Source organism: Mesobacillus foraminis (assembly GCF_004340465.1).
Classification (GTDB): Bacteria; Bacillota; Bacilli; order Bacillales; family Cytobacillaceae; genus Mesobacillus_B; species Mesobacillus_B foraminis.
Genome location: NZ_SLVV01000003.1, coordinates 1 through 24280, shown reverse-complemented (window position 1 = coordinate 24280; position 24280 = coordinate 1). Strand labels below are relative to the sequence as shown.

Sequence of the window (24280 nt, the reverse complement as noted above, 5' to 3'; positions counted from 1 at the left end):
TTTTTTATATAGAGTTATTCCATCAGGAAACTAAAGTAAAAAAAACCACCATTTCCCTATCCTAATAATTATAAATTATTTTTAATTATTGATTATATTCATATTTTAGTTACCCCGGACTGTTTGTTGGATAAGGAACGCGCATAAACCGATGGATCAATCTATCCGCGGAAGAAAGAAGCTAGACCTCAATTTTGAGGGAAAGAAAAAACATTGTTAAATCAGGATGCGGAAATGGTGCTGACACGAGAATGGGAACCATTGGTTTTATACGACTCTTTAGAGGAGCTCTGGCACCCCCGTTAGTAAAACAAGGTTAATTTAGCAAAATCCATTTTCAATCCATTAAGAAATCATACTCTCTATGGAAATTGGAAATAATATTTTGGAGGTGAAGATATGGATATGGATAAATTAAAACTTACTTCTTCTGAAATAGGTTCCTTGTGGGGTGAGTATATTAACGGAACAGCGACCGATGTAGTAAATAGATATATGTACTCCATTGTTGAAGATGAAGCGATAAAAGCTGTTTTTAATGATGCTATCGAGACATTCGAAAAACAAAAGAATCAAATTAAAGCATTTTTTGAAAATGAGGGATTTCCTGTTCCGATCGGATTTAATGAAACAGACCTGTATTTAGGAAAACAGAGGCTGTTTTCGGATGCTTTCTGCCTGAACTATTTACATATAATGACACTACATGGATTATTAGGGCACATTGCATCGTTAGGGATCTCTGTAAGAAAAGACTTAAGAGAATTTTACGACTCCTGCGATAACGACGCGAAAAAGATGTATCATCAAACTGTTGATTTATTGCTTGAAAAAGGGCTTTTCCAGAGAGACCCGTTATATTATGCATATGAGCATCCTGAATTTGTCTCAAGTAAAGATTTCAAAGATGGTTTTTTTGGAAAGGGCAGAACCCTTGCAGCTACAGAAATAATTAGCATTTCTCTAAACCTCAAAAAAAGTATTATGGCAAAAACCCTCTCAATTGCATTCAGCCAGGTGGCAGAATCAAAAGAGGTTAGAAAATTTTTAACTAAATCTGAGAGAACCGCTGATGGACAAATAAAAGCTTTTGCAAAAATATTACAGGGCGATAACTTGCCAGTTCCAAAATCTCTGGAAACGGAAGTGACCATTTCAACTGACTCTCCATTTTCTGATAAGTTGTTACTGTATCATATCGGATTTTTGTTTCAAGCTGCACAGAATTATCATGGAGCAGGTCTTGCATCATCAATGCGAACCGACCTCATAGCCACTTATGAATCAACTATTATACAGAACCTTTCAGTTACCAAAGACTGGTTTGATCTAATGGTGAAAAACAAATGGTTAGAACAGCCTCCAATAGCACCTAACAGAACTGAAATTGCAAAACAGAAATAACACATAATACCCTTCCCAAATGGAGGGGTATTTTATTTTTAGACAATCATTCTTTCACTTTCCTGCCTCATAAAAACTAAACAAAAAAAGACCGGAGCAACGGCCCTTCCTCGGTTCAAGCATTTGTTATTTAAAAAAAGTGACAGGTTAAAGATTTATTACTTTCTCGTCACTCATTAATACACCGTGGCAATTGTGTAAAACCTTTTTGAGTGAATCAGATGTTCTGCTGGCATCATAAGCACATACCGAAACGATCCCTTTTTCATTTACGATCTTATGTATTTGCTCTTCGTACTCCGCTATATTTTTGTGGATTTCTTTGTCTTCTCTCCACTCTACAAGTCCCCAGGTACAAATTGAAGCCCCTTTTTGCAGGTGTGGTTCAATGTTTTCTACAAAATGATTAACAATCGTATGCGGATGAAAATTACCGTAGGAATAATAAAAGTCAAAGTTATTTATGAACAGCAAGTAAGTTAACTCCTTCTCGCTCAATTCATTTTGTAACATTTCTTTTATTTGAAGTATATTTCGATCATTTTCAAGGAGAAGAATATAATCTCCATTCCTAATTCCCGTGACAATAAATGAAACAACATTGGTCATATAATTGCTTTCATTGTTATAAAGATAGCAAATATGTCCTCCATCATTTACTTTAAAATCCTTATATAATTCTACAATCATTCTGTCCATTCAAATCCCCTCAGATTTATAGTTATACACATTATAGCCAAACAAATGCAGTTTCTCCATACTAAGGAAATGACGTTATTCAATCAGCCCTTTTGTTCAAGAAAGAATTTCAAACATAAAGGACACTCATATAACGGTCAACCCGCTCCTAGTTGCTTTGTAATTCACCCCCAGCCAATAGAATAATCCCGCTCCTTTTACAAATAATATCAATAATGATTTCACTCCAAAAATTATCTTGGAGGTTAGAAAATTGAATAGAACCTTTTCGAATGATCTCCGCCGTCCAAAAGCACATCTTTCACCATATATAATAAATTATCTTTATGAACGTAATCCCTGGAAAGTAGTCTGGTGGTCCGCTGCATTCCCAGGAGCAGGGTATCTTCTTTTATGCAAATATTTTACTGGGGCCATGCTAATAATCTGGGAACTCTTTATCAATTTCCAGGCACATATTAACGAGGCAATCCTTTATTCTTTGATAGGTGAATTTGAGATGGCTAAGGCGGTAATTGATACTCGCTGGTTTCTTATCTATATAACCGTATATATTTTTCAATTAAGAAACTGCTATAAACTGACAAAGGATCTGAACAAATTTTCAAGGGTTGCGGATAAATTGGAATCGCCCATATTACCTTTTAACATGAGTCCGCTGGAAATCAGTTATCTTGCTTATCGCAGACCTTGGGAAGGGGCTTTTTGGGGCTTTATGAATCCAGGTTTAGAATCTATTTATGCCAACCGGCTTCCGATGGGTTTGATTGCGTTAGTATGCTTCATCATTAGCGTCTATCAGTCAAATGTTTTACCCGCCATCCATCTGACCTTTGCAGGAAAAACTGAAATGGCCGCTGCGGTTATTAATCCTCAATGGTATTTAAATATGCCATCGCTTATGCTGTTTGCTGTTAGTGCTGGTTACAATGATATACAGTATACAAATCATCTATTTAAGGTTGAGCAATCCAGATATTTAGCTGACCATTTTCAGCCCGCTCCCTTTAATATGCCACATAAAAAGAAGGAAAACTTTATGCATTTCATTTCATCGTTTGACTACCGTTCCTTTTTGGAAGTAACGATCAGTGATTTGGAGCAAATCGGAATTTCAAAAGAGAATATTTTTGTCGCTCCGCTAAATAAAAAATCGCCATTTAAATCAAATGTTGATCCGTTCCAAGGAAGTACGAGTGAATATGAACCATCCTTTATTTTAGGAATGATTTTTATGCTGCTTGGCGGAATTTACGGGTTTATTTTAGAATGGGGACCTATCATTTGGTCACTCATTGGTCTTGTTTTCGGCTTTATCCTTGGCCTCCTACTATCCTTTATCTTTATGAAGTACAGATGGCGCCAAAAAAACACTCAAACGCCAACAGAGGTCATATTAATTGTTGAGTGTGAAAAACAACAGTCCGAAATCGTTGAACAGCTGCTTTGGAGACACAAGGCATTGGGAGTTACAAAAACTTCGTGATTACTCAATAATTAACATATTGGATTCATCAAACTCCCAATCTTCTCCAAAAGCGACTTCCCAATAGTAACCATCCAGGTCGGTGAAATATCCCCCATATCCACCCCAATCTGTCTTTTTGGGCTCCTTTTGGATTGTAGCTCCAGCCGATTCCGCCTTTCTTATAACCTTATCAACTTCTTCCTTTGACTTTGCATTATAAGCTAACGTAATTCCTGAAAACCCATTTGAAGTGGCAGGAGGGTTGTCTTGATTTACATCTTTGGCAAGTTCTTTTAAAGGATACAACGCTATTCTGGTCCCTTCGTTTCTAAAGAAAATAATAGCAGGATTGGATTCTGGCCCCCTGATAGAAGTGTCAAAACCAAGTTCCTTATAAAACTGATGAGATTTTACAATGTCCTTTGTACCAAGTGTTATTATGTTTAATCGATTCATGCTTTACCTCCAGAGAGTTCTTTCCTATCTTTATTCAACAATTTTATGCAATACCCTTCATGCATTCTAATAATAAAAACAGAATAGGAAATAACTAGAGTTTCTATCTTTCAGTCCTACAATCCAAAAAAATTAAAAAACCGCCGCACCCAATATTTAAAATCATGTTTTAACAGTGAATATAGGTGGTATATAAAGAAGGCAAGACCAATAAACAGCCGAAGGGACTGGTTAAATTGCAAGATTTAACAGCGACTTCAATGTTACTATTGGACTCTGCGATTGAGGCAGCATTTGCCGAAAGGGCGACTGGAACACTGGTCTTGAATCGATATACTTAAGACCGACATTGCCCAATAGTCCTGTACGCAGGACAAAAAAGGTGCAAACCAACTATGGTTTGCACCTTTTTTCATTCAGTAATAAGACCGCTGACCGTCCTGATCTCATTAATCCCTATTCAAATGATAGATCAACTGAACAACACCAGAGGAGAATGATCTTGATTGAATCAATTTCAAGTTTTGCCTCTTGTGTATATCCATAAACAACGGTTTTCCTTCTCCCAAAATCACAGGATGAACCGATAATCGAAACTCATCAACAAGCCCTAAATGAATAAAACTTGTAATCAGACTGGATCCACCATATAACCAGATGTCTTTTCCAGGCCTACTTTTTAATTTATTGACTTCTTCAAATACCTGGTCATTTATAAATATAGCTTTATCATCCGTCCACTTTTTCGATTTGGAAAACACATATTTTTGTTTGCTATGAACGGCTTCCCATAATTCTTTTTCCGTTTCACCAGCTTCTGGACCTGGAGTAAATTGCCCCCATAGCTCATAGCTCTTTCTCCCATATAAAATGGTGTCAACTTGATCTAAGAAATTCATAAACTCCATTTCCGAGTCCATGATGCACCAGTCGACTTCTCCATTTTTTCCTTCAATAAAACCATCCAGCGTTACGGCTAAATCTAACATTATTTTTCTTTGCTTCGTCTCTTTGGACATGGTTCTGCCTCCTTCAGGTATTAACGGTGAGTTTTGCTCAAATTCCCTATACCTATTCATTACCTAGTATTCATTTTACTAATGTTATTAACCTTTTGTTGAAACAGTGAATTCTGTTCCGGTAAATAAGTGCCTTCGAGTAGAGGGTAGTTGAAAAGAACAAAAGGGGTTCCTCTCTCCTCTACGCTGTTTAATTTACACAAAATACCTCTTTTGTGTTTTTTTTAAAGTTGAGGGGAATTTTAATCTATAGCATATAACTTGAGGAGGAAAATGGGATGATCCGAATTAGAAGGCGTCCTTCAAAGAAAAGAACAAAAAGCACCAGGTAGAGGTCAAAATTAGTGTGAATGCTCAAATCAGGAGGCCTGGTTACATTGGCCCGCCAGCAGCACTCCCAAGAGATGAGGTTGAGGAATAATGGAATGGAGTACAGTATTTGCAGTGCAGGTCTTTATTTGGCTCATTGTTTATTCGAGTGGAAGCAACTAAAAAAAGCCTCAAAGGCTGACAGAATCACATTTTCTTCTATCCTGATTCTGTCAGCCCTAATGTCCTTTTTTAATCTGGAAAATATACCTGGCCCCATCTCTTTTCTTCATTATCTTTTTGGCCCTTTAGGAAGAATCCTGGGATAGAAGCTATAGTTGCTGTGAAGCTTAGATTATAGGCTCCTGGAGACAGCTATGTCTGCATCCTCATTTAATTTTGGGGACATGATAAATTGAACTCTAATTAGAATGCAGATGATCTATATTGAACCAAGCTTTACACATTAAGATACCTCTCCCTAACTGGAATTGTGACTCTAGGCGGCACACTAACGAAAACATTTATGGGAAGAGAGGATTGTGATTTGTTGGTAGGACACTAGGGATTAAATCTAGTTTCGGCAGAAGTTGCCTTCTCATCAATAAGATCGTTTAACGCCTATTTTTAATCCAGCCACTATACTCTAACTAAATTTGCCTTTCTAAACCCAGCGTTTCTGAACTCCATTCCCATAATTCTTAAGCACACAATTACTGCGGAATGTTTAGCTCCTGCACCCTTGCTTTGGACAGATTTTTACATAAAAATCACTTAAAAAATTCAATTGTATTATGAAATCTTATCTATTTTGGGCTTGCATAAGTTCATATATCTTACGAGCAGTGTTGACATTCCTTACCGTTACTTGTTTGTAGATCTTTGAGCCAATGATCTTTGACCTTCCACTTTTGGTTACATTTATCTTGTCAACACACCATAGGATCGCACCTGGGACATATTTTACCGTATCAATATCTGGCTTAATGACTAAATGCTCAAGTACGGACTCGTCATCAATTTCATCCCATAAAAACATGACATCACTGGTCATTTCTTTGTCATTTTTCCATGTGTCAGGGATTGCGTTAATGATCCCTCTGACATCATCGACCGTACGAATGACTACTTTAATGTATAATCCAAAATCATTATGGATCGCTTCTTCCAACATACGGGCTAATTCAGTTTTTGATTTGTCTTTATATGCAAAAATAATATTGCCTGTATTAATGTAAGTCACCACATCACACATCCCGGCTTGTTTAAACGTATGCTTAAGCAGCTTCATGTCTATTTTATTATTTCCACCCACATTAATCCCCCGAAGAAGAGCAATATAAATCATAACCATCCTCCTTCCATTTCTATACATATAAGTCCATCTATTATTTCTTTAATGACTAAATTTGTGACAGCAACCGGTTCCGTTAGCACATCAAGCAATAGCTCTTATTCATCAATTGCACCCGTTAGTTTAAGTACGTTTCTTCACAAACTGTATTTTATTAACAAAAAGCAAAAACTATAACATTTTAAACGTGTTAAAAACACTATCTGCTATTTTCTTTAAACCAGTCCATTACTTTATTAACTTCTTCACGATGTTTAGCCAGTTCCTCTTTGTTAATTAAGCCTGTTTTAAGATTTCTGTTAAAAAACAACCTTACTATGGTCAATACATCATCCAAAGTTAAAACACCACCCACAAAATCGTGATCTGCACCTTTGATTTCGAGATATGATGAATTTGGCAATGCTGTATGTAAAAGTTGACTTTGTTGAACAGGACAGATTTCATCATAATCCCCCTGAATTATTAGTACAGGTGGGCTATCCTCATTTATATAATGGATGGGATTTGCTAGTTCTGCCTTTACGCTTTGCTCTTGAACACTCCCACCAAGAAATTTGGATTCGGGAGAATTTGGATTATTGTGCCACCCTCCCATTTCAAGTAAATCTACTGGACCCGCCAAGGTAGCAACTGCATTAACCTTTGTCGAGATGAACTGACCCTTCGAAGAAAATTCAGGATGATCGGCACTTAATGCTGCTAGAGTGGCTAAATGTCCTCCTGATGAATGTCCCCAGATGCCCACTTTATTTTCGTCTATATTGTAGTTTTTTGCATTTAATTTAACCCAACGAATTGCTTGTTTTACATCTAATAATGGTGCTGGAAAAATTGCCTCACCACTCAACCGAAAATTAATATTAATACATACAAATCCATATTTTGCGAAAGAGGCATTCCATTCCCCACCTACTTTACTTTTATCACCTGACATCCATCCTCCGCCGTGGACATAAATAATAGCAGGGAAAAATTCTTCCGACGCTACTGGTTGAATTATATCGAGTTTTAGCTCACGTTCAGCCGTTTGCCCATAAACAATATCTACTAATTCCTCAGTTTGATAAATTTCCATAATTCCCCTCCTTTTATCAAGTTCAATATTAATTGAACTATAAACAAAAGTCAATGTATGTTAAACTAAAACAAAAACTGTAAGGAGAAGTTTTATGAATATTAAAGTTCTTGACTCAATAGTTTATGAAGTGCTTCTTAGCCTGTCACTTTACAAGAGACAAACTCATCTAAAATACTTAGCTATTTCAAAAGATTGGTATGAAGAGACTAAACATAAAATATCCAATGAATTACATAAGGAGATAACAGAGCTTGCGGATCTTCAATTTGAAGATTTATCAGTACATTTAATTCAACATTGTCCGTATAACAATTTTAAAGGATATCACTTATGGCTTTCTGAACTACCATTAGGGGAAATGTACGAATTATTGGCACCTTATGTGAGTGAAAAAAGGGGAATGCCCAGTGACCTAGATAAGAGGAGGAAAAATCATCTATTGATTTTATTAAAATGGTATCGGGAATATTTTATTGATATTGAGGAAATGGTATCTCCAATATTAACCCATAATATTAAGAATGTTGATGTATCAGCACTAAAAGAACATCCCTTTAGTGAAATTGAAGTTATAACAAAAGGGTTCAATATTGAAAATTTACAAGTCTCAGAAGTTGTTCTTGCCCCTACTTGGCATTTTCGACCTTTATCTTTAGTTGATATTTTCAATGAAAAAGTAGTTCTTACCTATCCTTGTTCAATGGGTGTCAGAGATGAGACATTGCTTATTACCAAAGCATTGGCGGAAGATAAACGATTACAAATACTTAGTGGTATGAAAGAGGAAAGTAAAACTTTCACTGAACTTGTTCAATTGATTGGGATGTCAAAAGGGAATATCCATCATCATTTGCTACTGCTTCGTTCCGCAGGTCTATTAAGAATAACACCAACTAGGCAGGAGTATTTTCTTTATAATTTTAGACATTGCAGAATTAAAGAGTTATCTGACTTATTATTATCATTTTAATGAAAATTTTTATATTAAAACTCACCCTAGATTGAGCTGCAGCCCCTTATATACACGCACCTTTCAAATGTTGCAGCTTCATTTAATTTATAAACTTTGATTATCCTTGTTCAACTAAACTCCCCCTTTTATGGAATAAGAAAAGCTGCCTGGTTTGGCAGCTGATCTTAAACACAAGCATCCTTTAGTTAAATAAGAAAAGGAACGATTATTCAACTAAAACTTTCGTTACTTTAAGTACATATTTCCAATCTCTAACAGTTAAGTTCAATTCGCTTATTTTGCCTACCTATTAATCATAATGATAAATACTAGTACTACGATTAAAAAAGCTATGATTACTGACAGCCATCCAATCTTCACCCTACCTAATAAACGATCAATAAGAAAGAATAGGATAGCAGAACCAAGACCAAAAACTTGCAATACTGCTCCGCAGCAACAATGAATTAAGAAGGAGGTAATTTCGCGAGTATAAGCTCTTTTAGAAATCTTCCTACTAAGCCAGTCACTAAAGAAGGAAGCAATAACTCCGTAAGTAATTACAAGCATAAAGTTTAAATAATATAAATTTAAATATAAATTAAAAAATCGGTTCGCTTCAAAGCCACCAAGCACTGAAAAGATAAGTGCAAATAACAAACTGCTAAGAATTGCCGTTAATATTTTTCTCTTTAAAATAATAAATTTCCCCCCTCTTATTTTGTTGATAATAAGCTTGTAACTTACAATATTCGTAGAAGCACATACTCGAAACTCTTTTAGGTTACAGTTAATTTTGAATCAAATTTGATTAAACTGACCCTTTAGTACCATAAGAAAAAGCGGGCTGTCTTCACGACAGCCAGGATCTTTTACTCATTAGTTTGAGAAGACTGTTGGTTATCTTTCTTGCTTCTTACAACAAAAATAGCCCCTAAATTAAATCCAATCCCTATTAAATGCATAATAAAGTTACCTGTCTTGCCAAAGCTATTTACTGTTAATCCAATTAAAAAACTCCCAAACAAAATAAGTAAAACAGCAAAAAATAACTTCAAATTTTCCCTCAATCCTTTTAGCCGTTTTAAATAGATTGGGAACCTGCAGTGGACCTCAATGACAGCTTTTTTTGAGGTAGTTTTTACAGTTAGAGTTAGGTGTTACCCCCTGATTTTACCACATATTTACAAAATAATGTTTAACCTTCTCAGCTAATCTCCCTATAGTTAAACAATAAAAAAGGCCGGCTGAATTACGCCCGGCTCTTAAACTCTTGCAACCGTTAGCTGAAGAAGGAAATTTAGGTTTGATCCTTTTTTGGTGTTTATTAGTTTCAGGAACTGTATCCCTTTTACCTTAAAAATAATTGTTAGGCAGTTGAATTCCGTACCAGCCGCTTACATCGCATTGTCCATATTCATTATCCCCCACAGCAACCATCGTGCCGTCAGATTTAAGACCCACGGTATGAGCACAACCAGCCGCGATTGCCACAATATCGTGCCAATTACTTACATTACATTGACCATACTCATTCCAACCCACAGCCGCCACAGTACCGTTCGATTTAAGGCCAATGGTATGATTACTACCCGCCGCTATCGCCACAATACCACGCCAGTCGCTTACATCGCATTGGCCATTTTTATCCGAACCTATAGCAACCACCTTGCCGTCCGATTTAAGACCGATGGTATGAAGATAACCAGCCGCTACCGCCACAATATTGCGCCAGCCGCCTACATTGCATTGGCGATACCGATTATTTCCCACAGCCATCAGTGTTCCGTCCAATTTAAGACCGATTGTATGCCAGTCACCCGCCGCGACGGCCAAAATATCATGCCAGCCGCTTACATTGCATTCACCATCATTATTTCGGCCCACTGCTACCACTGCGCCATCCGATTTAAGCCCAATGGTACGACGCCAACCCGCTGCAACCGCTACAATATCGCGCCAGTCGTTGACATCGCATTGGTCATGTTTATTCCAACCCACAGCAGTCACAGCACTGTCAGATTTAAGACCGATTGTATGAGCATTACCCGTGTTCGTCGCCATATGAACATTTCCAGCCGCTACCGCCACAATATTGCGCCAGCCGCCTACATCACATTGTCCATATATATTATCACCCGCAGCCATCACCGTGCCGTCAGATTTTAGGCCAACGGTATGACGACGCCCCGCCGCTATGGTATCCTTAGGCCACCGTTGTACCTTTAACACTGCTTCTTCCGGTGAAATGTAATCCATGATTCACCTCCTTGAAACAATACCTTTGTGGAAGAAGAAAAAAGACCGCCATAGCGCTCTCCCTTCGACTCCTTCTGCTTTTCATTTATATACTTAAGGAATATTATTATTTGTATTTTTTAACTCTACTATTAATATAATTGCTTAATTTATAAAAGGAACCTATAAACGATAGAAGGTTATAAGGTTAATTTGCCGCCATGATAGCAATAGTAGGTTTTTACATTGAGATTTAAGATTTTGCTAAGGGACTCTTTTGCTTTCTCAATATTTAAACAAAAATGAGGATTAGCAATCACCAACCTATTATTTTCATTAACAGCTGCATCACCCGTAATTACACTATTCAAACTAGGTATATATAAAGATATATGACCTGATGTATGTCCCGGGGTTGCAATTATGGTACATTTTCCATCAAGGATCTTTGCCCCATCTTCAACTTTTTCATCCACTGAAATATGTTTCAAACTCTTTAATTCTTGTATAAACCATTTACCAAATTCTATTTCTTCACTTGGTAATCCAGCTAACATTTCTTCCGCTTGAACTAATCTCTCCGACTTTTCTTCTCCGCTTATGTATCTTGATTCACGCTCACTGGCTATTATTTTGATCCAAGGGTATTTTGCTTTGAAAGCATATAACGAGCCAATATGGTCATTATCATAGTGAGTGATAATGATGTTCTTTAAATTAATCATTTTATATCCAATTTTTATAATTTCAGATTCGATTATAGGTAAAAAATTCGCATATCCTGTATCCACTAAAGTTAAATCATTATTGGAGATAATTAAGCTAGGATAAATTATATTCTTCTGTTCTTTATACTTAAACTCAATTGGTAGTTCTAAAATCTCCATTTTAAATCCCCTATCCTTTAATTTGGTTGCTTTCACCTGTTTCGTACCTACAATATGAAATTTCAACATAAAGAGGCCTCAACCCCTTGGTTTAATGCACCCGTTAGGTTTTAGTAGATTAGTTCACACTCATAGTAAGTTCCACAGAAAAAGGCATTAATCCTTTCTGCTGAATCAATACCTTCACTTTTTGAAATTAACTTTACTATTATTTTTTTTAGTTAACATATAGCTTTGTTTTATCATTTCGTAAATGTCTTCCTTAGGAACAGTGCCATCAAGAATTATCGAATTCCAATGATCCTTATTAAGATGAAATGCTGGAACTACCGAATTGTAAATCTGACGCCAATAATTCAAAAAACCGGGTTCACATTTCACATTAATCCAAATATGGCCATCTTTTTCAAATATCCACGCAAACACTTTCTTGTTATCTATATGTCGCATTAACGTCCAATTCTTATCACGAAATGGATAATCTTCATATGTATTGCCCATCCCCAAACAGTATCTGATAGCTTCCTCTCTATTTTTCATTGTTAACCTCTTCTCTAAGACAACTTGCTAGTTATTTAATAAAGCTGCATCCTTAATTATAACCCCTGGACGCTTTATTGCTCTAACCTCCCTTTTGTACAATAAGGAAAAAGAATGCTACCTATTATACATAGGACCGCAGTTGTTTAAAGAAGTTTATTATTTGAATAACTTCTTCCCATTGACGAAGGCGAAAACTTTATTTTATATCTGCCGTCGAGCTCTAACTTAACTTTTTCTGTTAAATAAGCACCTTGTCGGTTATGTTCTTCCTCTATTTCAGCACCATTTTCAATTATTTGGTCTAAATCCCAATCAATCCATTCACCATACTTTGTTGCCCACTCGCTCAATTCTCTTTTTAATTCTTTTGAGAATGGAATATCATCTAAATCAAAATTACAGCCGCATTGATTACACCAGATAGGGTCAGCTCCAACATCACCTTCGACCTTTAACTCGTATGTTTCTTGTTGTTCGCAAAAACACTTCATTTTCTGCTCCTCTAATAAATAAATATTGTTTTTAGTATATATTCAAGTCGATTAGTTACATATTCTTTTTCAGCAAACCTCCCCTTTACTACCATAAGTCGCTAAACACAAAAGGTCATTCATCCATATACAATCAATGCCCCTCTTTAGTCCAATAAAAATTAAAAATCTTGTATTATAAATCCCTGTTTACCAGCATAGTCATTAATGATTCTAAGTACTTTATTTTTGGATATAGAAAATGAATTATGAATTTCCCTCTTTTTATTAATCTCATATTCTTCATAAACGATAAAGTTCAATAAATCCAATTTTTAACTACAAATTGATTACATTCATATTCTCCACATCTAATATTGCCAGAATAAATAAAACGAATGATTCCTTCATAATAATCTTGATCAGAAATTTCAGTTTCTAAAAATGATTGCACTATTTCTTCCATTTAAACACACCTTCAATTTTATAACTCTTATATATCTTAATTCCCTCAAAGTAATACATTTCCTTCTTCAACAAGCCCGCCACCATTAAAAAAGACTGTCTTCACGACAGCCGGGATCCTTTATCTCTTGCACCCTGTAATTTTAATAAAATATTTCACAAAAAAAGACGGTGACTTACTTAAGTCATCGCCCGATTTTACTAATTATTCAATGCAATAATAGAATTCCGTCCGATTCCTAACTGAGTTACTGTAACTGATTATTCTTCCCCGACCGGAAGTTCAACAGTAAATGGTTGTAAATCCTCAGATGGGACAAACCTTGAAAAATCGAACTGCAGGATTGTATTTTCCAGCTTAAAGTTCTTAATTTTTTCTTCTCCATTCAAATCGAATGTGGATTGGAAGTGTAACGTTGCCTCATCAATCATTTTTACTTTATTAAAGGGAATACCGTGGTTTTTAGGAGGCCACGGATTTTCCGGGTCTATCTTGTTTAAATATTCCTTATCCACCAACCAGAAAAGGTAAGCCAAATTATGGTTAATTGTTTCAAGTTTACCTTTACTCAAATTCCTCGGAAGCCCTGTAAGCTGATAATCTATTACCAATTCCCCACTTTTTTGAGTAACATCATTTACCTGCAAGCCTAAATTGAACCGTGTGCTTTTTAAGGTGAAAGATTTTATATTCAAAAGTTGTTGTCCTTTTGGATCTGCCGCTGATAACGAAGTATAAAATGTAAGTGATGTAATATCTGAATTCAGCTTGGTCATTTCTCTTCTGACGATACTATGATATCCATCTTCCTGTTCCGATTCCTCAAGAATTGTTGGGTTTCCGAACGTATATACTTTTCCTTTATTATCAACTACTTGTATATCAATATTATCGCCCTCGTATTTCTCCACGGTCTCATAAATAAGTGAAGAGGTGGTTTTTGCGGTAAGAATCTCCTTTATACGGATTTTGACCTCATCTTCTGGATATCCTTTTTCCTGATTAATAACAAGTGTACTGTTTTTTTCTTGCTGAATTGGAACATTAAAATTCCAATCACCTTTTATTCCATTAATACTATGAATCGTTATAGGGAGAGTGAAGTTCTCTTTAATCGACTTATATGGATATTCCATTTTCCATTGGAATTTATATCCGCCTTTAACCTTCCTGAGATCTTTCGACCCATTTAGCCATGGGTCATTGTCTCCTTTATTATGTTCAAAGTTCACATCAAAGCTTACTTCTCCTTTTTCGTTATGCCCTTTTTCAACACCATCATCTACAAATCCCGTAATGGAAACCACATTACCATCAAAGTAAGCGCTTGTTAGTTTTACAGTTACCCCATGTTTTGTTAAAGATTGATTTAATTGTGTTACTGCATCCTGATTTGCTAGTTCTACACCCATTGGATCATCAAACTCTTGAAAAATCCCACCGATTAAGGGTGCCTTGGCTAATACTTTGTTCATAGCAGGATTAAAAAATCCGGAGGCCATTGTGATTCCAAGAATAGCAGCCGCAATCGCTATACCAGCAAGAGCCTTCTTTTTCTTTCCATGTCCTCGATCCACATCTTTGTTTATCCCTTTGGAAATGGCGTTAAAAACTTTTTCTTTTGGCACAGGTATTTGTTCAATTGCATCATTGAGTTCTTTGTTATCCATGGCATTTGTCCTCCTCACTTTTATAAACCTTTTTTAACTCTGCTTTTCCTCTGCTTAAATATGTTTTGACGGTATTCTCTGGGATTTCCATCACACTACTAATCGTTTTGATTGAGTAATCGTAATAGTAGAATAAAATAATGGCTGTACGATAATTCAATCTTAGCTGCTGAACGGCATGTAGAAGCTGTGAAGACTCTTCAATGTTTGAATTCAATTCATCCGGTAAGCTGGCTAATAATTCATCGCTCATTGGAATGACATTGTCCCTTTTCTTTATCACATGTCCCGAACATCGAATTACAATCCTGGTGAGCCAGGTCGTAAAATACTCCGGATTTCTTAACGTTTTGATGGATGTATAGGCCTGATAGGTTGCCTCCTGGACGACGTCCAATGCATCTGCTTCGTTATGTACATAAAGATAAGCTGTCCGGTAGATTCTTTCATAGTAATGTTGAACCAACTTTTCAAACGCGTTTTTGTTCCCTTTGATTGCTTTTTTTACTAATCGGTGGATTTCCGCTTCCATCAATTCTCCCCCCTTCACCTATTAGTGGACACTATCATCAATAAAAGTTTCAAGAAGTTAAGATTCTTTTCAAAATCATGTAAATACAAAAGCACTTCTTATTGAACCGTCCCTGTTATTCCATAAAAAAAAGGATTACAGCAGTAACCCTTTTGAATCTAAAAGCATTCATAAAGTTGAAGAAGACTACTGTAATCGTCTTACCATACTTGAGATTGTTATTATTAGAAGTAAAACACTGATACCCCATAATATACCAGCCATTGCTATTCTCAACGAAGCTTCTTCTGAACCTACACCTGATTTATATTCAAAATTATTAATTGAGTTAACAAGCTATATCCTGTAAATGAAAATAAGACTATGTTAACTAAAAAACAAATAAGAGCAGCCTTATCTACTTAAAATAACCGTTTCATTAGAGGAAGTGGCTATGTTTTTAGAAGAGGAAGTATATGGGATGTTGAATGGGGATTCGGCATTGTAATGTCTTCCCAAATCCATTTTTTATTAGAATATGTATATGAAAGAGGTTCTTTTCACAGGGACTCCATTAAAAAGAATCTCAGCTGCACGCTATTCAACTTAATCACTTAGAGTTTATACAATAAACAAGATGGTCAGTCCACTCTTCGTTTTCATATATAAATCCTTTGCGAATACATTCAAACTCCATTCCTATACTCCTTGCTGTATTAATAGAAGGTATATTATCAAGGTTTATATGAGCTTCAATTCGATGAAAATCCAGTTCTTTAAATGCTAGGTTTACAGCCTCTTTTACTGCTTCTTTGCAGTATCCATTTTCCCAAAACTGATTATGAATACTGTAACCAATTCTAGCCCATTGAAAGACTTCCCTAGCTAAGGTGGAGAAGTCTACCATCCCCAAGTGAATCCCATCTTCTTTACGGAAAATACCGAATACGTGTGCTACATCACTCAATGCTAATTCTTGATGTTTTTCCACCAAATTATGAAACCACTCCTCAGTGCAAACACTCATATCCATTCTTCCTTTGTCGTGTTTATACTGCGAGGGAAACCTGTTATTAAACTCATTAAACCAATTTTGATAATCATCACTTTTTAATGGTCTTACTATTAATCTTTCCGTTTCTGCAATTACATCAAATATTTTTTTCTTGTCGGGCAATGCGATATCTCTCCTTCATAAAGTCTATTCTGAAGTACTTTAATATTCTAAATTTATCAAACATATTACATCACACCTTTTATAGCATACAGGAATATTATACCATTAATGTTATATTAAACTGTCCTGCCCCCGGCCCGGGTACTCATCCGGGTCCTCTAGCTTGCAGAACCTTCTGATCCATCTGCAAATCTCAACAATTTACATATTACAATTCTCGAAATTTGTTACATTGTGTTACAGGGCTGTTATGTTCGTCACCCAATTTATATCTCTTTGTTCTTTTATTGTAAGACTGCTATGTTACTATAATCACCATAGTAAAAGAAAGCCGATTGGAGGCAAGGAGAAAATGAAACGAAAATTTTTATCTTTAATTGCAGCAGCGGCGTTCTTTATCGCAGCTGCGGGAAGTGCGCAAGCAGAACAAGTCGTCGTCAAGCAGGGAGACACTCTGTATGGTCTATCCAAACAATATGGAGTATCTGTCGAATCCATCAAAAAATGGAACAAACTCACAAGTGATGTGATTCATCCAAATGACACTCTAGAAGTATCACCAGTCAAAACAGTACTAGTAAGAAGCGGGGACACCCTTTGGAATATATCTCAAGTCTACGGAGTTACAGTAGACAACCTGATGAAGTGGAACTCTCTATCATCTGACCTGATCCATCCTGGTTTGGAACTAACTATTTATACGGACGTACATAATGCAGCAACCGTAAAAACAGAAAGAGCTCAAAATGTTTCAGCACCAGCGAAAACAGCACCAGCCAAATCAACAGCCCCGGTTGCGAAAACAGCAGCCGCTCAAACGTCTGCACCAGCAGGCAAGGAAATCATGGTCGAAGCAACAGCTTATACAGCTGACTGCGAAGGCTGCATCGGAATCACCAAAACAGGTGTTGACCTGAAAGCCAATCCGAATGCAAAAGTCATTGCCGTGGATCCATCCGTTATTCCGCTCGGATCAAAAGTATACGTTCAGGGGTACGGGTATGCTACCGCTGAAGACATCGGCGGAGCCATCAAAGGCAATAGAATCGACGTATTCATCCCTGAGCAAAGCGACGCACTTGCGTTTGGAAGAAAGCAAGTGAAAGTAACAATCGTAGAATAAGAGGAAAGCCCCCAGCTCTTGGGGGCTTATTCCCTTTATAAAAGAATAACAGAACGGTATTGATGACAATTAAGATCATGAATACCATGATTCAGCTCAGAAGCAGGCCGGCACATGGGATTCTTTTCATAATGGCTCCATGATTCAACCTTCAACTTACTTAAATCTACCCGTTAAAGTGGCGGCATGAACGTTTGCTTTTATCTATTTTAAAAGGCCTGATCGCAAATGATCAGGCCTTTTTGTTCGTTGGTTTACCGCCTTCTGCTTCGCTTCCGCAAGAACGATGGAATATCAAGCGAGTCATCTTGCTGCTGGGTACCCCGTTCGTAATTCGCGGGCTCTTCGTAGGCAGGCGGCTGGCTGTGATGGCCGGATTGACCGTAGCCGCCGGACTGGCTGTAGTTTCGGGCTTGGCCATAATTCCCCGATTCTGCATGGGCAACAGGCTCTCGCTGTCTCGACTGAGCCTGGTATTGCTCACGGGAATTGGCAATCATGTCTCCGGAACGGCGTGATGTGTTCGACGGCGGAGCTTCCTCCTCATCATGATCGAAGCCGGTCGCAATCACGGTCACCATGATTTCTTTATTCAGGTTTTCATTGATGACCGATCCAAAAATCATGTTAAGCTGGTCATCTGTTGCAGCCGCCACAATATCGGCCGCTTCCTGGACTTCATACAAACTGAGGTTCATGCCGCCGGTGATGTTCATCAGCACCCCTTTCGCCCCATTGATGCTTGTTTCAAGCAACGGCGAGGAGATGGCCTTTTTGGCAGCTTCGGCAGCGCGGTCTTCGCCTGAAGCGACTCCGATGCCCATAAGCGCCGTTCCTTTATTGGACATGATCGTTTTCACGTCAGCAAAGTCCAGGTTAATCAAGCCTGGCACGGCGATCAAGTCGGAAATGCCCTGGACACCCTGCCTGAGAACATTGTCCGCCTCACGGAAGGCTTCAATCATCGGCGTTTTCTTGTCGACGATTTCCAGCAATCGCTCGTTTGGAATAATGATTAAGGTATTAACGGCTTTCTTCATCTCTTCAATTCCGGCTGCCGCATTTTGTGCCCGCTTGCGGCCTTCAAAAGGGAACGGACGAGTCACCACTCCAATTGTAAGTGCCCCAAGCTCGCGCGCGATATGGGCAATCTCCGGCGCAGCTCCGGTCCCGGTTCCGCCGCCCATTCCGGCCGTTACGAACACCATGTCCGCACCTTGCAGAGCTTCCCTTATCTGCTGCCTGCTTTCCTCGACAGCCTTTCTGCCGATTTCAGGATTGGCACCGGCCCCCAGGCCCCTGGTCAGCGAACCGCCGATTTGCATCGTGACCTCCGCTTTTGACATGTGGAGAGCCTGCGCATCTGTATTCACGGAAATGAACTCTACTCCCTGCACGCCGTCCTCAATCATCCGGTTTACGGCATTATTTCCGCCGCCGCCAACCCCAATTACTTTTATAGTGGCAAATTGATCGATATTGGTTTCAAATTCCAGCATTTATAGTCCTCCCAATTAGCTTCAGATATGGCCCCCTATTTTTCTCTATACCTATAAGATTCATAAGCGTTTTGGAAATTGTGTCCTTTCCTGCGATTTGTCAAAGAACTGTAATTTGACCGTAATAAAGTGTCATTCTTCGTGTGGGTAATGCACAAGCACTGCGCAGGAAATTCAGTAGAGAAGTTAAAGTGGTTTAGTTTTACAGGGATTATGCTACCCTACAACCCTAGAAGATTTCTAATTAGGAACGAACCTGACACTATTAGCACTACAACCCATAAAATATAAGCCTTGTAATTTTCCTTTCCGTCTTTTTGCTGATTAAGTTCCATATTGGTTACATAGATATTGTGAATCGCTAAAAAAATTATCCCAGCTTGGAAAAATGTATTACCGTATACAAAAGCTATTAAAAAAAATAGTAAAGCTATAAATAGAGTGATTCTTTTGATGAAAATATCTATTTTAATCCCAACCTTCCCCTAAATTCTTTTTAAATTATAAAATTTTAGAATTCTTCTTACACAAAACTCCCCTTTTATTGAAGAAGAAAAGAACCGGCTGGAACAGCAGCTGGTTCTTAAACTCTTGCACCCTTTACTTTAAGTACAAAACTTCACAATCTATCTCATATTTTTATTTATTTTTTTCTGTATCGAGTCCAACCTTTCTTCATTACGTTTAATTGTTCTTTTTTCTTTTTTGAAGAACGCCAAAATAAAAGTAAGATTGCTATAAAAAATATTGGAACTCCTAAGGAAAATACTTGAAAAATAATATCTCCCATATTTACTCCTGCATTCATAATTTTTCTCCTCTTCTGTCATTTCATCTGCATTTTACCTTTTTTTATAAAACAAAACTGCCCCTTTTGTACAATAAGAAAACCGCATCATATGTAGCCAGATACTAAGGAATGCCCCCGCGTATACATTAACTCCCTATACGAAAAAGACGCGTTGTGAAATAAACGCATCCGAGTGGTCTGTGCTGTTCCCCTTGTTAGATGGTAAAGCATAGAGTCCATAAACATCTTTCAATATTTTCCCTTACTTATATCTACTTAATATTTCTTCTGGAATATGACAATAATCATTTGGACATCTAGCTAATCTATCTTGATGTTCTTCTGCACTTCTCACATAGTTTGTAAGAAGCAATACTTCTACGACTATAAGGTCATAATCATTTCTCTCACTAATAAATGCCTTCGCCTCTATTAAGTGTTCAGGCTTTTCACTATATACTCCTGTTCTGTATTTCTTACCAACATCCTGTCCTTGTTTATTCAAACTGTAGGGATCAATAATTTCAAAAAAATAGCCCATTAATTCCATGATCGTTACAACCTTTGGATCAAATCCTGTTTTTACACATTCGGCGTAGCCATCATAAGCACCATCAAGTGTTTGACTTGTTCCATTAGCTCTTCCCGCTTCTGTAAACCTAACTCCAGGTAAAGTTTTTATAAAAGCTTGTACTCCCCATAAACATCCACCTGCAAAATAGACTATTTCCATATTGACTCTCCTCTTTTTTTAAACGCCCAAAATTTTTATTCTAAGAAAAGACTCCAGTTACTATGATCCGGCTCATTCAAGCTACTATTTAAACACCATCGGATTACTAGTGGTATTCAATAAAAAGAGCATTCATCCCTTCTAAGATCTATGAAGAAGAAAAGGACCGCCTGGAAAAGAAGCCGGTTGTTAAACTCTTGCCCTCTTTACTTTAATAAGCTAAAAAGGCAGTCACTAACGACCGCCTGTTACTCATACATTTACAGCATATGGTATAATCTACTAAAACAAAGGAGATTTCTCAATGATTAATCTTTTTACTATAGCTCCAATGTAACATTATTGTTTAATATAGCCGTTATAGTTTTTGTTATCTGGTATCTTATGCGATTTATAAGGATACAACAGGAAAGGAATAATATTCTTAAATCTATATTGGACAAGCTTGATAAGTAAAAAATTAGACGGTAAAACTCGTCTTTTTCATTTATCTTTCTCATTCAATTACAATCTTCTTCGACTAACCTGTCCCTTGAGCACAATAAAACTGCTGCATCAGCAGCAGTTAAAAGAATTTCTTATATAACTCACGTTTCAAATGACCACTTAGATAAGCTTATATTCTGGTGGTTTCGCTCTTTTCGTGTCCCATTAAATTCTGTATGACCTCTAAAGGTGCTCAACTGTTAATAAGTGTGGTTGCATAGCTATGTCTAAGGTGATGTTGATGGCCGATTTATCATTCTGCTCTTCATTTTTTGATAAGGAGAAATAAGTTATGAACTGGGGAGTTATATTGTTCTTTGCTAGTTTAGCAATTTGTGTTTTGCTAATAATTATTACCCTCGTGACATTACCTCAATTGGGGAATGAAAGGAAAAATTTCATCAAAATGAAAGCCCAGTCATACGCATTTACAGTTGTAATTGGTATGCTGTTAATTGAAATGATTGAAAATGTTTATTTAACTTTTTGGACAGACCGTTCTTACGAGGGTATAAATCCATTTATCTTTCTTTTAACTATTTCGATTATTTATTTAATCACTTTACTATACACTAAGAGAAAATATGGTGGTTAAATGATGTTATAATAATAGATCCATCAATGAGATGCTTGTTATAGATAAGCTTCTTTTGGATCTGCAGAAAGCTCTTCTATGGTAAGAAAATCAAAACGCACAGATTGGTCCTTTCCTTGAGGACTGCATGCAAATAATCCAGCTGAGATTGTTGAATCACCAGGAATATCCAAGTGAGCTATGCGTATTTGCATCCATTCTTCCCCATCCCAGGAAAAATCAACATAGCAATTTTGAGCAATCCTGGAGATTCGTAAGTATGTGTCAGTCTCTTTAGACTCCATATATTGTGTGGACCAGTCAGAGTACCCTCCATTTGTAACTACTGCCCCCATTTTACTCAAAGTATTTGTTATATATTCTAAAGAAGTTTTAACCCATACATTCTTTGAATAGCGAACCATCAACCCTGCCTGGTCATACTTTGACTTTGGAAAAGCTTTGACCTTTGTGGTTATCCTAAAATTCTTATCTGTATTCATATAAAGAAAATGACCATTGTCTGCTTCAAAGCCGTAATGTGTTTTTTGCCAGTAATCTGTTTCCTGATCGGTTTCTAAAACCAGCTGAGAACTCGTTGTGTCAACACTCCACTTCTTAGGTTCACAACGCCATTCTAGTAAGCTATTTAATTGTTGATTTTCAAATTTCTCCTCAAGAATCAACTGTTTATCCAACCTTATCCCTCCAGCTTTAATAATCGCACCCTAACAAAAGAATTATGCCTGTCTTCTCCAAATAAGGCCGAATTATCTGTGATTATAAAATTTACAATGGCTCACTTTTCATGCGATGTAAACAGTTTCTAAACATATATAATATTGTAAGTAGTTTTAATGACTCCGTTAGAATACTGTTTTATATCCATTAACTCTAATTTTAAATGCGCTTTAATGCTCCCGAATAGAGGTATACCTTTCCCGACTATAATTGGATTAACCTTTAGCACTAATTGATCAATAAGTTTATTTTTGAGCAAGGACCCTGCTAATTCCCCACCCCCACACAGCCAAATCCTGCCCACTTCTTTTTGTTTAAGATTTTCAATAAACCCTAAAGCATCTTCCTTGATAAGTTCCACTTCTTCGTTTGAATCGAACTGCATAGAGTTAGAAAATATGTAATGTTTTATACCTTTGTAGCCAGGTTCGCCCGGTTTAGCACCGAATTGAAATCCAAACTCATATGTTTTCCCACCCATCAGCACTGCATCATATTGTTGGATATCTGATAAAAAGTCCGGGACATGTTCGCCATCAAATAAAAAGGAAGAATTGTTAATTTCCCCCTCTATCATTCCTTGGTCGGCAATAAAGTTATCTAGTGAAACTGCAACATGATAAATTATTTTAGACATCCTGTTATACTTCCACCCTTCCCTGAAAACAAAATTTCCAAATCACTCATAACACCCCTTCTAATTCTTTTAATTGTTATTCTGAATATTAGGTTTTATTCTTCTTTCAATAACCTGCCCATTGAAGTAATTAAGAATGATCAATATTATGGCGGGACGCCTCAGCGCCCCTTCTTATTTCAATCAATAAAAATTAGTTATAAGACAAATAATCCAATAACCATTGCCGTACTTTTTCATTGATATTTTTAAGCAATATTGCTTTCTTAAGGAAAATATAAATAAGTCATTTAGTATATGAATTTCACTAATCTGATTTCAATTGTTCTGCTCCAATACTTAAGAAAAAAGCGATTCTCCATTTCTGAAGCATCGCACTCTTTAATTTAAATACAATTTTTTCACATCCTAGCCTCGGAAAGGAGCACATGATGTTTTCCTTATCTAAGCAACGTAACACTATATTCAAAAATTTTTATTTGCCGCCACCAAAAACCATTACATAACCGTCTAAGTCTTTAACAGCGAATTCTTTCCATTGACTATTTCCCATAGTTTCAGTTTTTGGTTCATACGCGAAAATTGCGCCTTTGGATTTAAATTCTTTGTATAATTGCCCAACACCCTCAAAGTTGGAATAGAAATAGGAATCCCAGCCAATGTTTTGCCCTTCCCACTGTACCTTGCCTGGTTTAGCATTGGGTCTTATATCTTGAAGATTGTCAGCTTGTTGAAGTATGAAACCGAAGTTATTCCCAAGTTCTGCGTGTCCCCATTCATCTACTTTGAACCCAAGAGTATTTTGGTAATAAATTTTTGATTTGTTAAGATCTGAAACAAGCCTAACTTGAAGAAAATTTTTTAGGTAAACATCCTGTTTGGTTTTTTCCATAGGTGACCTCCCTCTATAAATATTGATATATCAACGGTTTGACCCGTTGGTGGGATGTCAAAAAATATTTTTTTGACATACGCCCTAACAGATATTAATAA

Annotated in this window: 25 protein-coding genes and 1 pseudogene; 5 read left to right on the top strand and 21 right to left on the bottom strand. The window is 36.9% G+C overall.

The genetic code is table 11. The features are described from left to right. The first annotated feature begins 399 nt into the window (after nt 1-399). Nucleotides 400-1404, top strand: a complete 1005-nt coding sequence (locus EV146_RS04815) for a DUF3231 family protein (protein ID WP_132002723.1) — start codon at nt 400-402, stop codon at nt 1402-1404. 147 nt (nt 1405-1551) lie between these two features. Here the strand turns inward: EV146_RS04815 and EV146_RS04810 are convergent, their stop codons facing one another. Next, nucleotides 1552-2103, bottom strand: a complete 552-nt coding sequence (locus EV146_RS04810; RefSeq protein WP_132002720.1) for an MEDS domain-containing protein — start codon at nt 2101-2103, stop codon at nt 1552-1554. A 253-nt stretch (nt 2104-2356) separates the two neighbouring features. Here EV146_RS04810 and EV146_RS04805 point away from each other — a divergent pair, with 253 nt between their 5' ends. Beyond that, nucleotides 2357-3589: a hypothetical protein gene (locus tag EV146_RS04805; protein ID WP_132002717.1), complete on the top strand. Its 1233-nt coding sequence runs from the start codon at nt 2357-2359 to the stop codon at nt 3587-3589. Here EV146_RS04805 and EV146_RS04800 read toward each other — a convergent pair whose 3' ends face one another. The 4 genes from EV146_RS04800 to EV146_RS04785 form a co-directional block, all read right to left on the bottom strand. Beyond that, nucleotides 3590-4027: a VOC family protein gene (locus EV146_RS04800; RefSeq protein ID WP_132002714.1), complete on the bottom strand. Its 438-nt coding sequence runs from the start codon at nt 4025-4027 to the stop codon at nt 3590-3592. It abuts the gene before it with no gap. Nucleotides 4028-4476: 449 nt separating this feature from the next. Next, a complete protein-coding gene (locus EV146_RS04795) occupies nt 4477-5046 on the bottom strand; it encodes a dihydrofolate reductase family protein (RefSeq protein WP_132002711.1) in 570 nt (189 codons plus the stop codon). A 1111-nt stretch (nt 5047-6157) separates the two neighbouring features. Further along, entirely contained in the window at nt 6158-6703 is a 546-nt protein-coding gene (locus EV146_RS04790) for a DUF1697 domain-containing protein (protein ID WP_132002708.1), read from the bottom strand. A 205-nt stretch (nt 6704-6908) separates the two neighbouring features. Further along, entirely contained in the window at nt 6909-7787 is an 879-nt protein-coding gene (locus EV146_RS04785; protein ID WP_132002705.1) for an alpha/beta hydrolase, read from the bottom strand. 94 nt (nt 7788-7881) lie between these two features. Here EV146_RS04785 and EV146_RS04780 point away from each other — a divergent pair, with 94 nt between their 5' ends. Continuing rightward, the gene (locus EV146_RS04780) at nt 7882-8760 is read left to right on the top strand and encodes a winged helix-turn-helix domain-containing protein (RefSeq protein WP_132002702.1); all 879 of its coding nucleotides are present in this window, start codon (nt 7882-7884) and stop codon (nt 8758-8760) included. Nucleotides 8761-9614: 854 nt separating this feature from the next. On the opposite strand, the gene EV146_RS04770 is transcribed toward EV146_RS04780, so the two are convergent. The 9 genes from EV146_RS04770 to EV146_RS04730 all read right to left on the bottom strand — a co-directional run bounded on the left by EV146_RS04770 (nt 9615) and on the right by EV146_RS04730 (nt 16704). Continuing rightward, nucleotides 9615-9812: a serine kinase gene (locus EV146_RS04770; protein ID WP_241993812.1), complete on the bottom strand. Its 198-nt coding sequence runs from the start codon at nt 9810-9812 to the stop codon at nt 9615-9617. A gap of 286 nt (nt 9813-10098) precedes the next feature. Next, nucleotides 10099-11001, bottom strand: coding sequence for an RCC1 domain-containing protein (locus EV146_RS04765; RefSeq protein ID WP_132002693.1), 903 nt, complete (start codon nt 10999-11001; stop codon nt 10099-10101). Nucleotides 11002-11180: 179 nt separating this feature from the next. Continuing rightward, nucleotides 11181-11867 (bottom strand): MBL fold metallo-hydrolase, encoded by a 687-nt coding sequence (locus tag EV146_RS04760; protein WP_132003698.1) that lies wholly within the window; start codon nt 11865-11867, stop codon nt 11181-11183. Between the two features lie 183 nt (nt 11868-12050). Next, entirely contained in the window at nt 12051-12407 is a 357-nt protein-coding gene (locus EV146_RS04755; RefSeq protein WP_132002690.1) for an MmcQ/YjbR family DNA-binding protein, read from the bottom strand. Nucleotides 12408-12553: 146 nt separating this feature from the next. Continuing rightward, entirely contained in the window at nt 12554-12901 is a 348-nt protein-coding gene (locus tag EV146_RS04750; RefSeq protein WP_132002687.1) for a hypothetical protein, read from the bottom strand. A 298-nt stretch (nt 12902-13199) separates the two neighbouring features. Next, entirely contained in the window at nt 13200-13346 is a 147-nt protein-coding gene (locus tag EV146_RS27790) for a hypothetical protein (RefSeq protein WP_241993811.1), read from the bottom strand. Between the two features lie 260 nt (nt 13347-13606). Next, nucleotides 13607-15016, bottom strand: coding sequence for a DUF4179 domain-containing protein (locus EV146_RS04740; RefSeq protein WP_132002684.1), 1410 nt, complete (start codon nt 15014-15016; stop codon nt 13607-13609). Then, nucleotides 15009-15548, bottom strand: coding sequence for a sigma-70 family RNA polymerase sigma factor (locus EV146_RS04735; RefSeq protein WP_132002681.1), 540 nt, complete (start codon nt 15546-15548; stop codon nt 15009-15011). The genes EV146_RS04740 and EV146_RS04735 overlap by 8 nt, the downstream gene beginning before the upstream one ends. Before the next feature lie 589 nt (nt 15549-16137). Then, nucleotides 16138-16704 (bottom strand): GNAT family N-acetyltransferase, encoded by a 567-nt coding sequence (locus EV146_RS04730; protein WP_219916255.1) that lies wholly within the window; start codon nt 16702-16704, stop codon nt 16138-16140. Nucleotides 16705-17056: 352 nt separating this feature from the next. Here EV146_RS04730 and EV146_RS04725 point away from each other — a divergent pair, with 352 nt between their 5' ends. After that, nucleotides 17057-17827 (top strand): 3D domain-containing protein, encoded by a 771-nt coding sequence (locus EV146_RS04725; RefSeq protein WP_132002678.1) that lies wholly within the window; start codon nt 17057-17059, stop codon nt 17825-17827. A 254-nt stretch (nt 17828-18081) separates the two neighbouring features. Here the strand turns inward: EV146_RS04725 and ftsZ are convergent, their stop codons facing one another. The 4 genes and pseudogenes from ftsZ to EV146_RS27785 all read right to left on the bottom strand — a co-directional run. Then, nucleotides 18082-19326 (bottom strand): cell division protein FtsZ, encoded by a 1245-nt coding sequence (ftsZ, locus tag EV146_RS04720; RefSeq protein ID WP_132002675.1) that lies wholly within the window; start codon nt 19324-19326, stop codon nt 18082-18084. 643 nt (nt 19327-19969) lie between these two features. Then, nucleotides 19970-20134, bottom strand: a complete 165-nt coding sequence (locus EV146_RS26795; protein WP_158287004.1) for a hypothetical protein — start codon at nt 20132-20134, stop codon at nt 19970-19972. Nucleotides 20135-20378: 244 nt separating this feature from the next. Beyond that, nucleotides 20379-20849: a peptide-methionine (S)-S-oxide reductase gene (locus tag EV146_RS04715; protein WP_132002672.1), complete on the bottom strand. Its 471-nt coding sequence runs from the start codon at nt 20847-20849 to the stop codon at nt 20379-20381. A gap of 616 nt (nt 20850-21465) precedes the next feature. Further along, nucleotides 21466-21579 (bottom strand): annotated as a pseudogene (locus EV146_RS27785) (tyrosine-type recombinase/integrase); the annotation flags it as partial. A 48-nt stretch (nt 21580-21627) separates the two neighbouring features. On the opposite strand from EV146_RS27785, the gene EV146_RS04705 reads away from it, so the two are divergent. Then, nucleotides 21628-21930 carry a hypothetical protein gene (locus EV146_RS04705; RefSeq protein ID WP_132002669.1) on the top strand — a complete coding sequence of 101 codons (303 nt, stop codon included), beginning with the start codon at nt 21628-21630 and terminating at the stop codon, nt 21928-21930. A 38-nt stretch (nt 21931-21968) separates the two neighbouring features. On the opposite strand, the gene EV146_RS04700 is transcribed toward EV146_RS04705, so the two are convergent. The 3 genes from EV146_RS04700 to EV146_RS04690 form a co-directional block, all read right to left on the bottom strand. After that, on the bottom strand, nt 21969-22607 hold the full coding sequence (locus EV146_RS04700; protein WP_132002666.1) for a DUF1349 domain-containing protein: 639 nt from the start codon (nt 22605-22607) through the stop codon (nt 21969-21971). Nucleotides 22608-22735: 128 nt separating this feature from the next. Continuing rightward, entirely contained in the window at nt 22736-23287 is a 552-nt protein-coding gene (locus EV146_RS04695) for a dihydrofolate reductase family protein (RefSeq protein ID WP_132002663.1), read from the bottom strand. 475 nt (nt 23288-23762) lie between these two features. After that, a complete protein-coding gene (locus EV146_RS04690) occupies nt 23763-24179 on the bottom strand; it encodes a VOC family protein (RefSeq protein WP_132002660.1) in 417 nt (138 codons plus the stop codon). Nucleotides 24180-24280 lie beyond the last annotated feature (101 nt).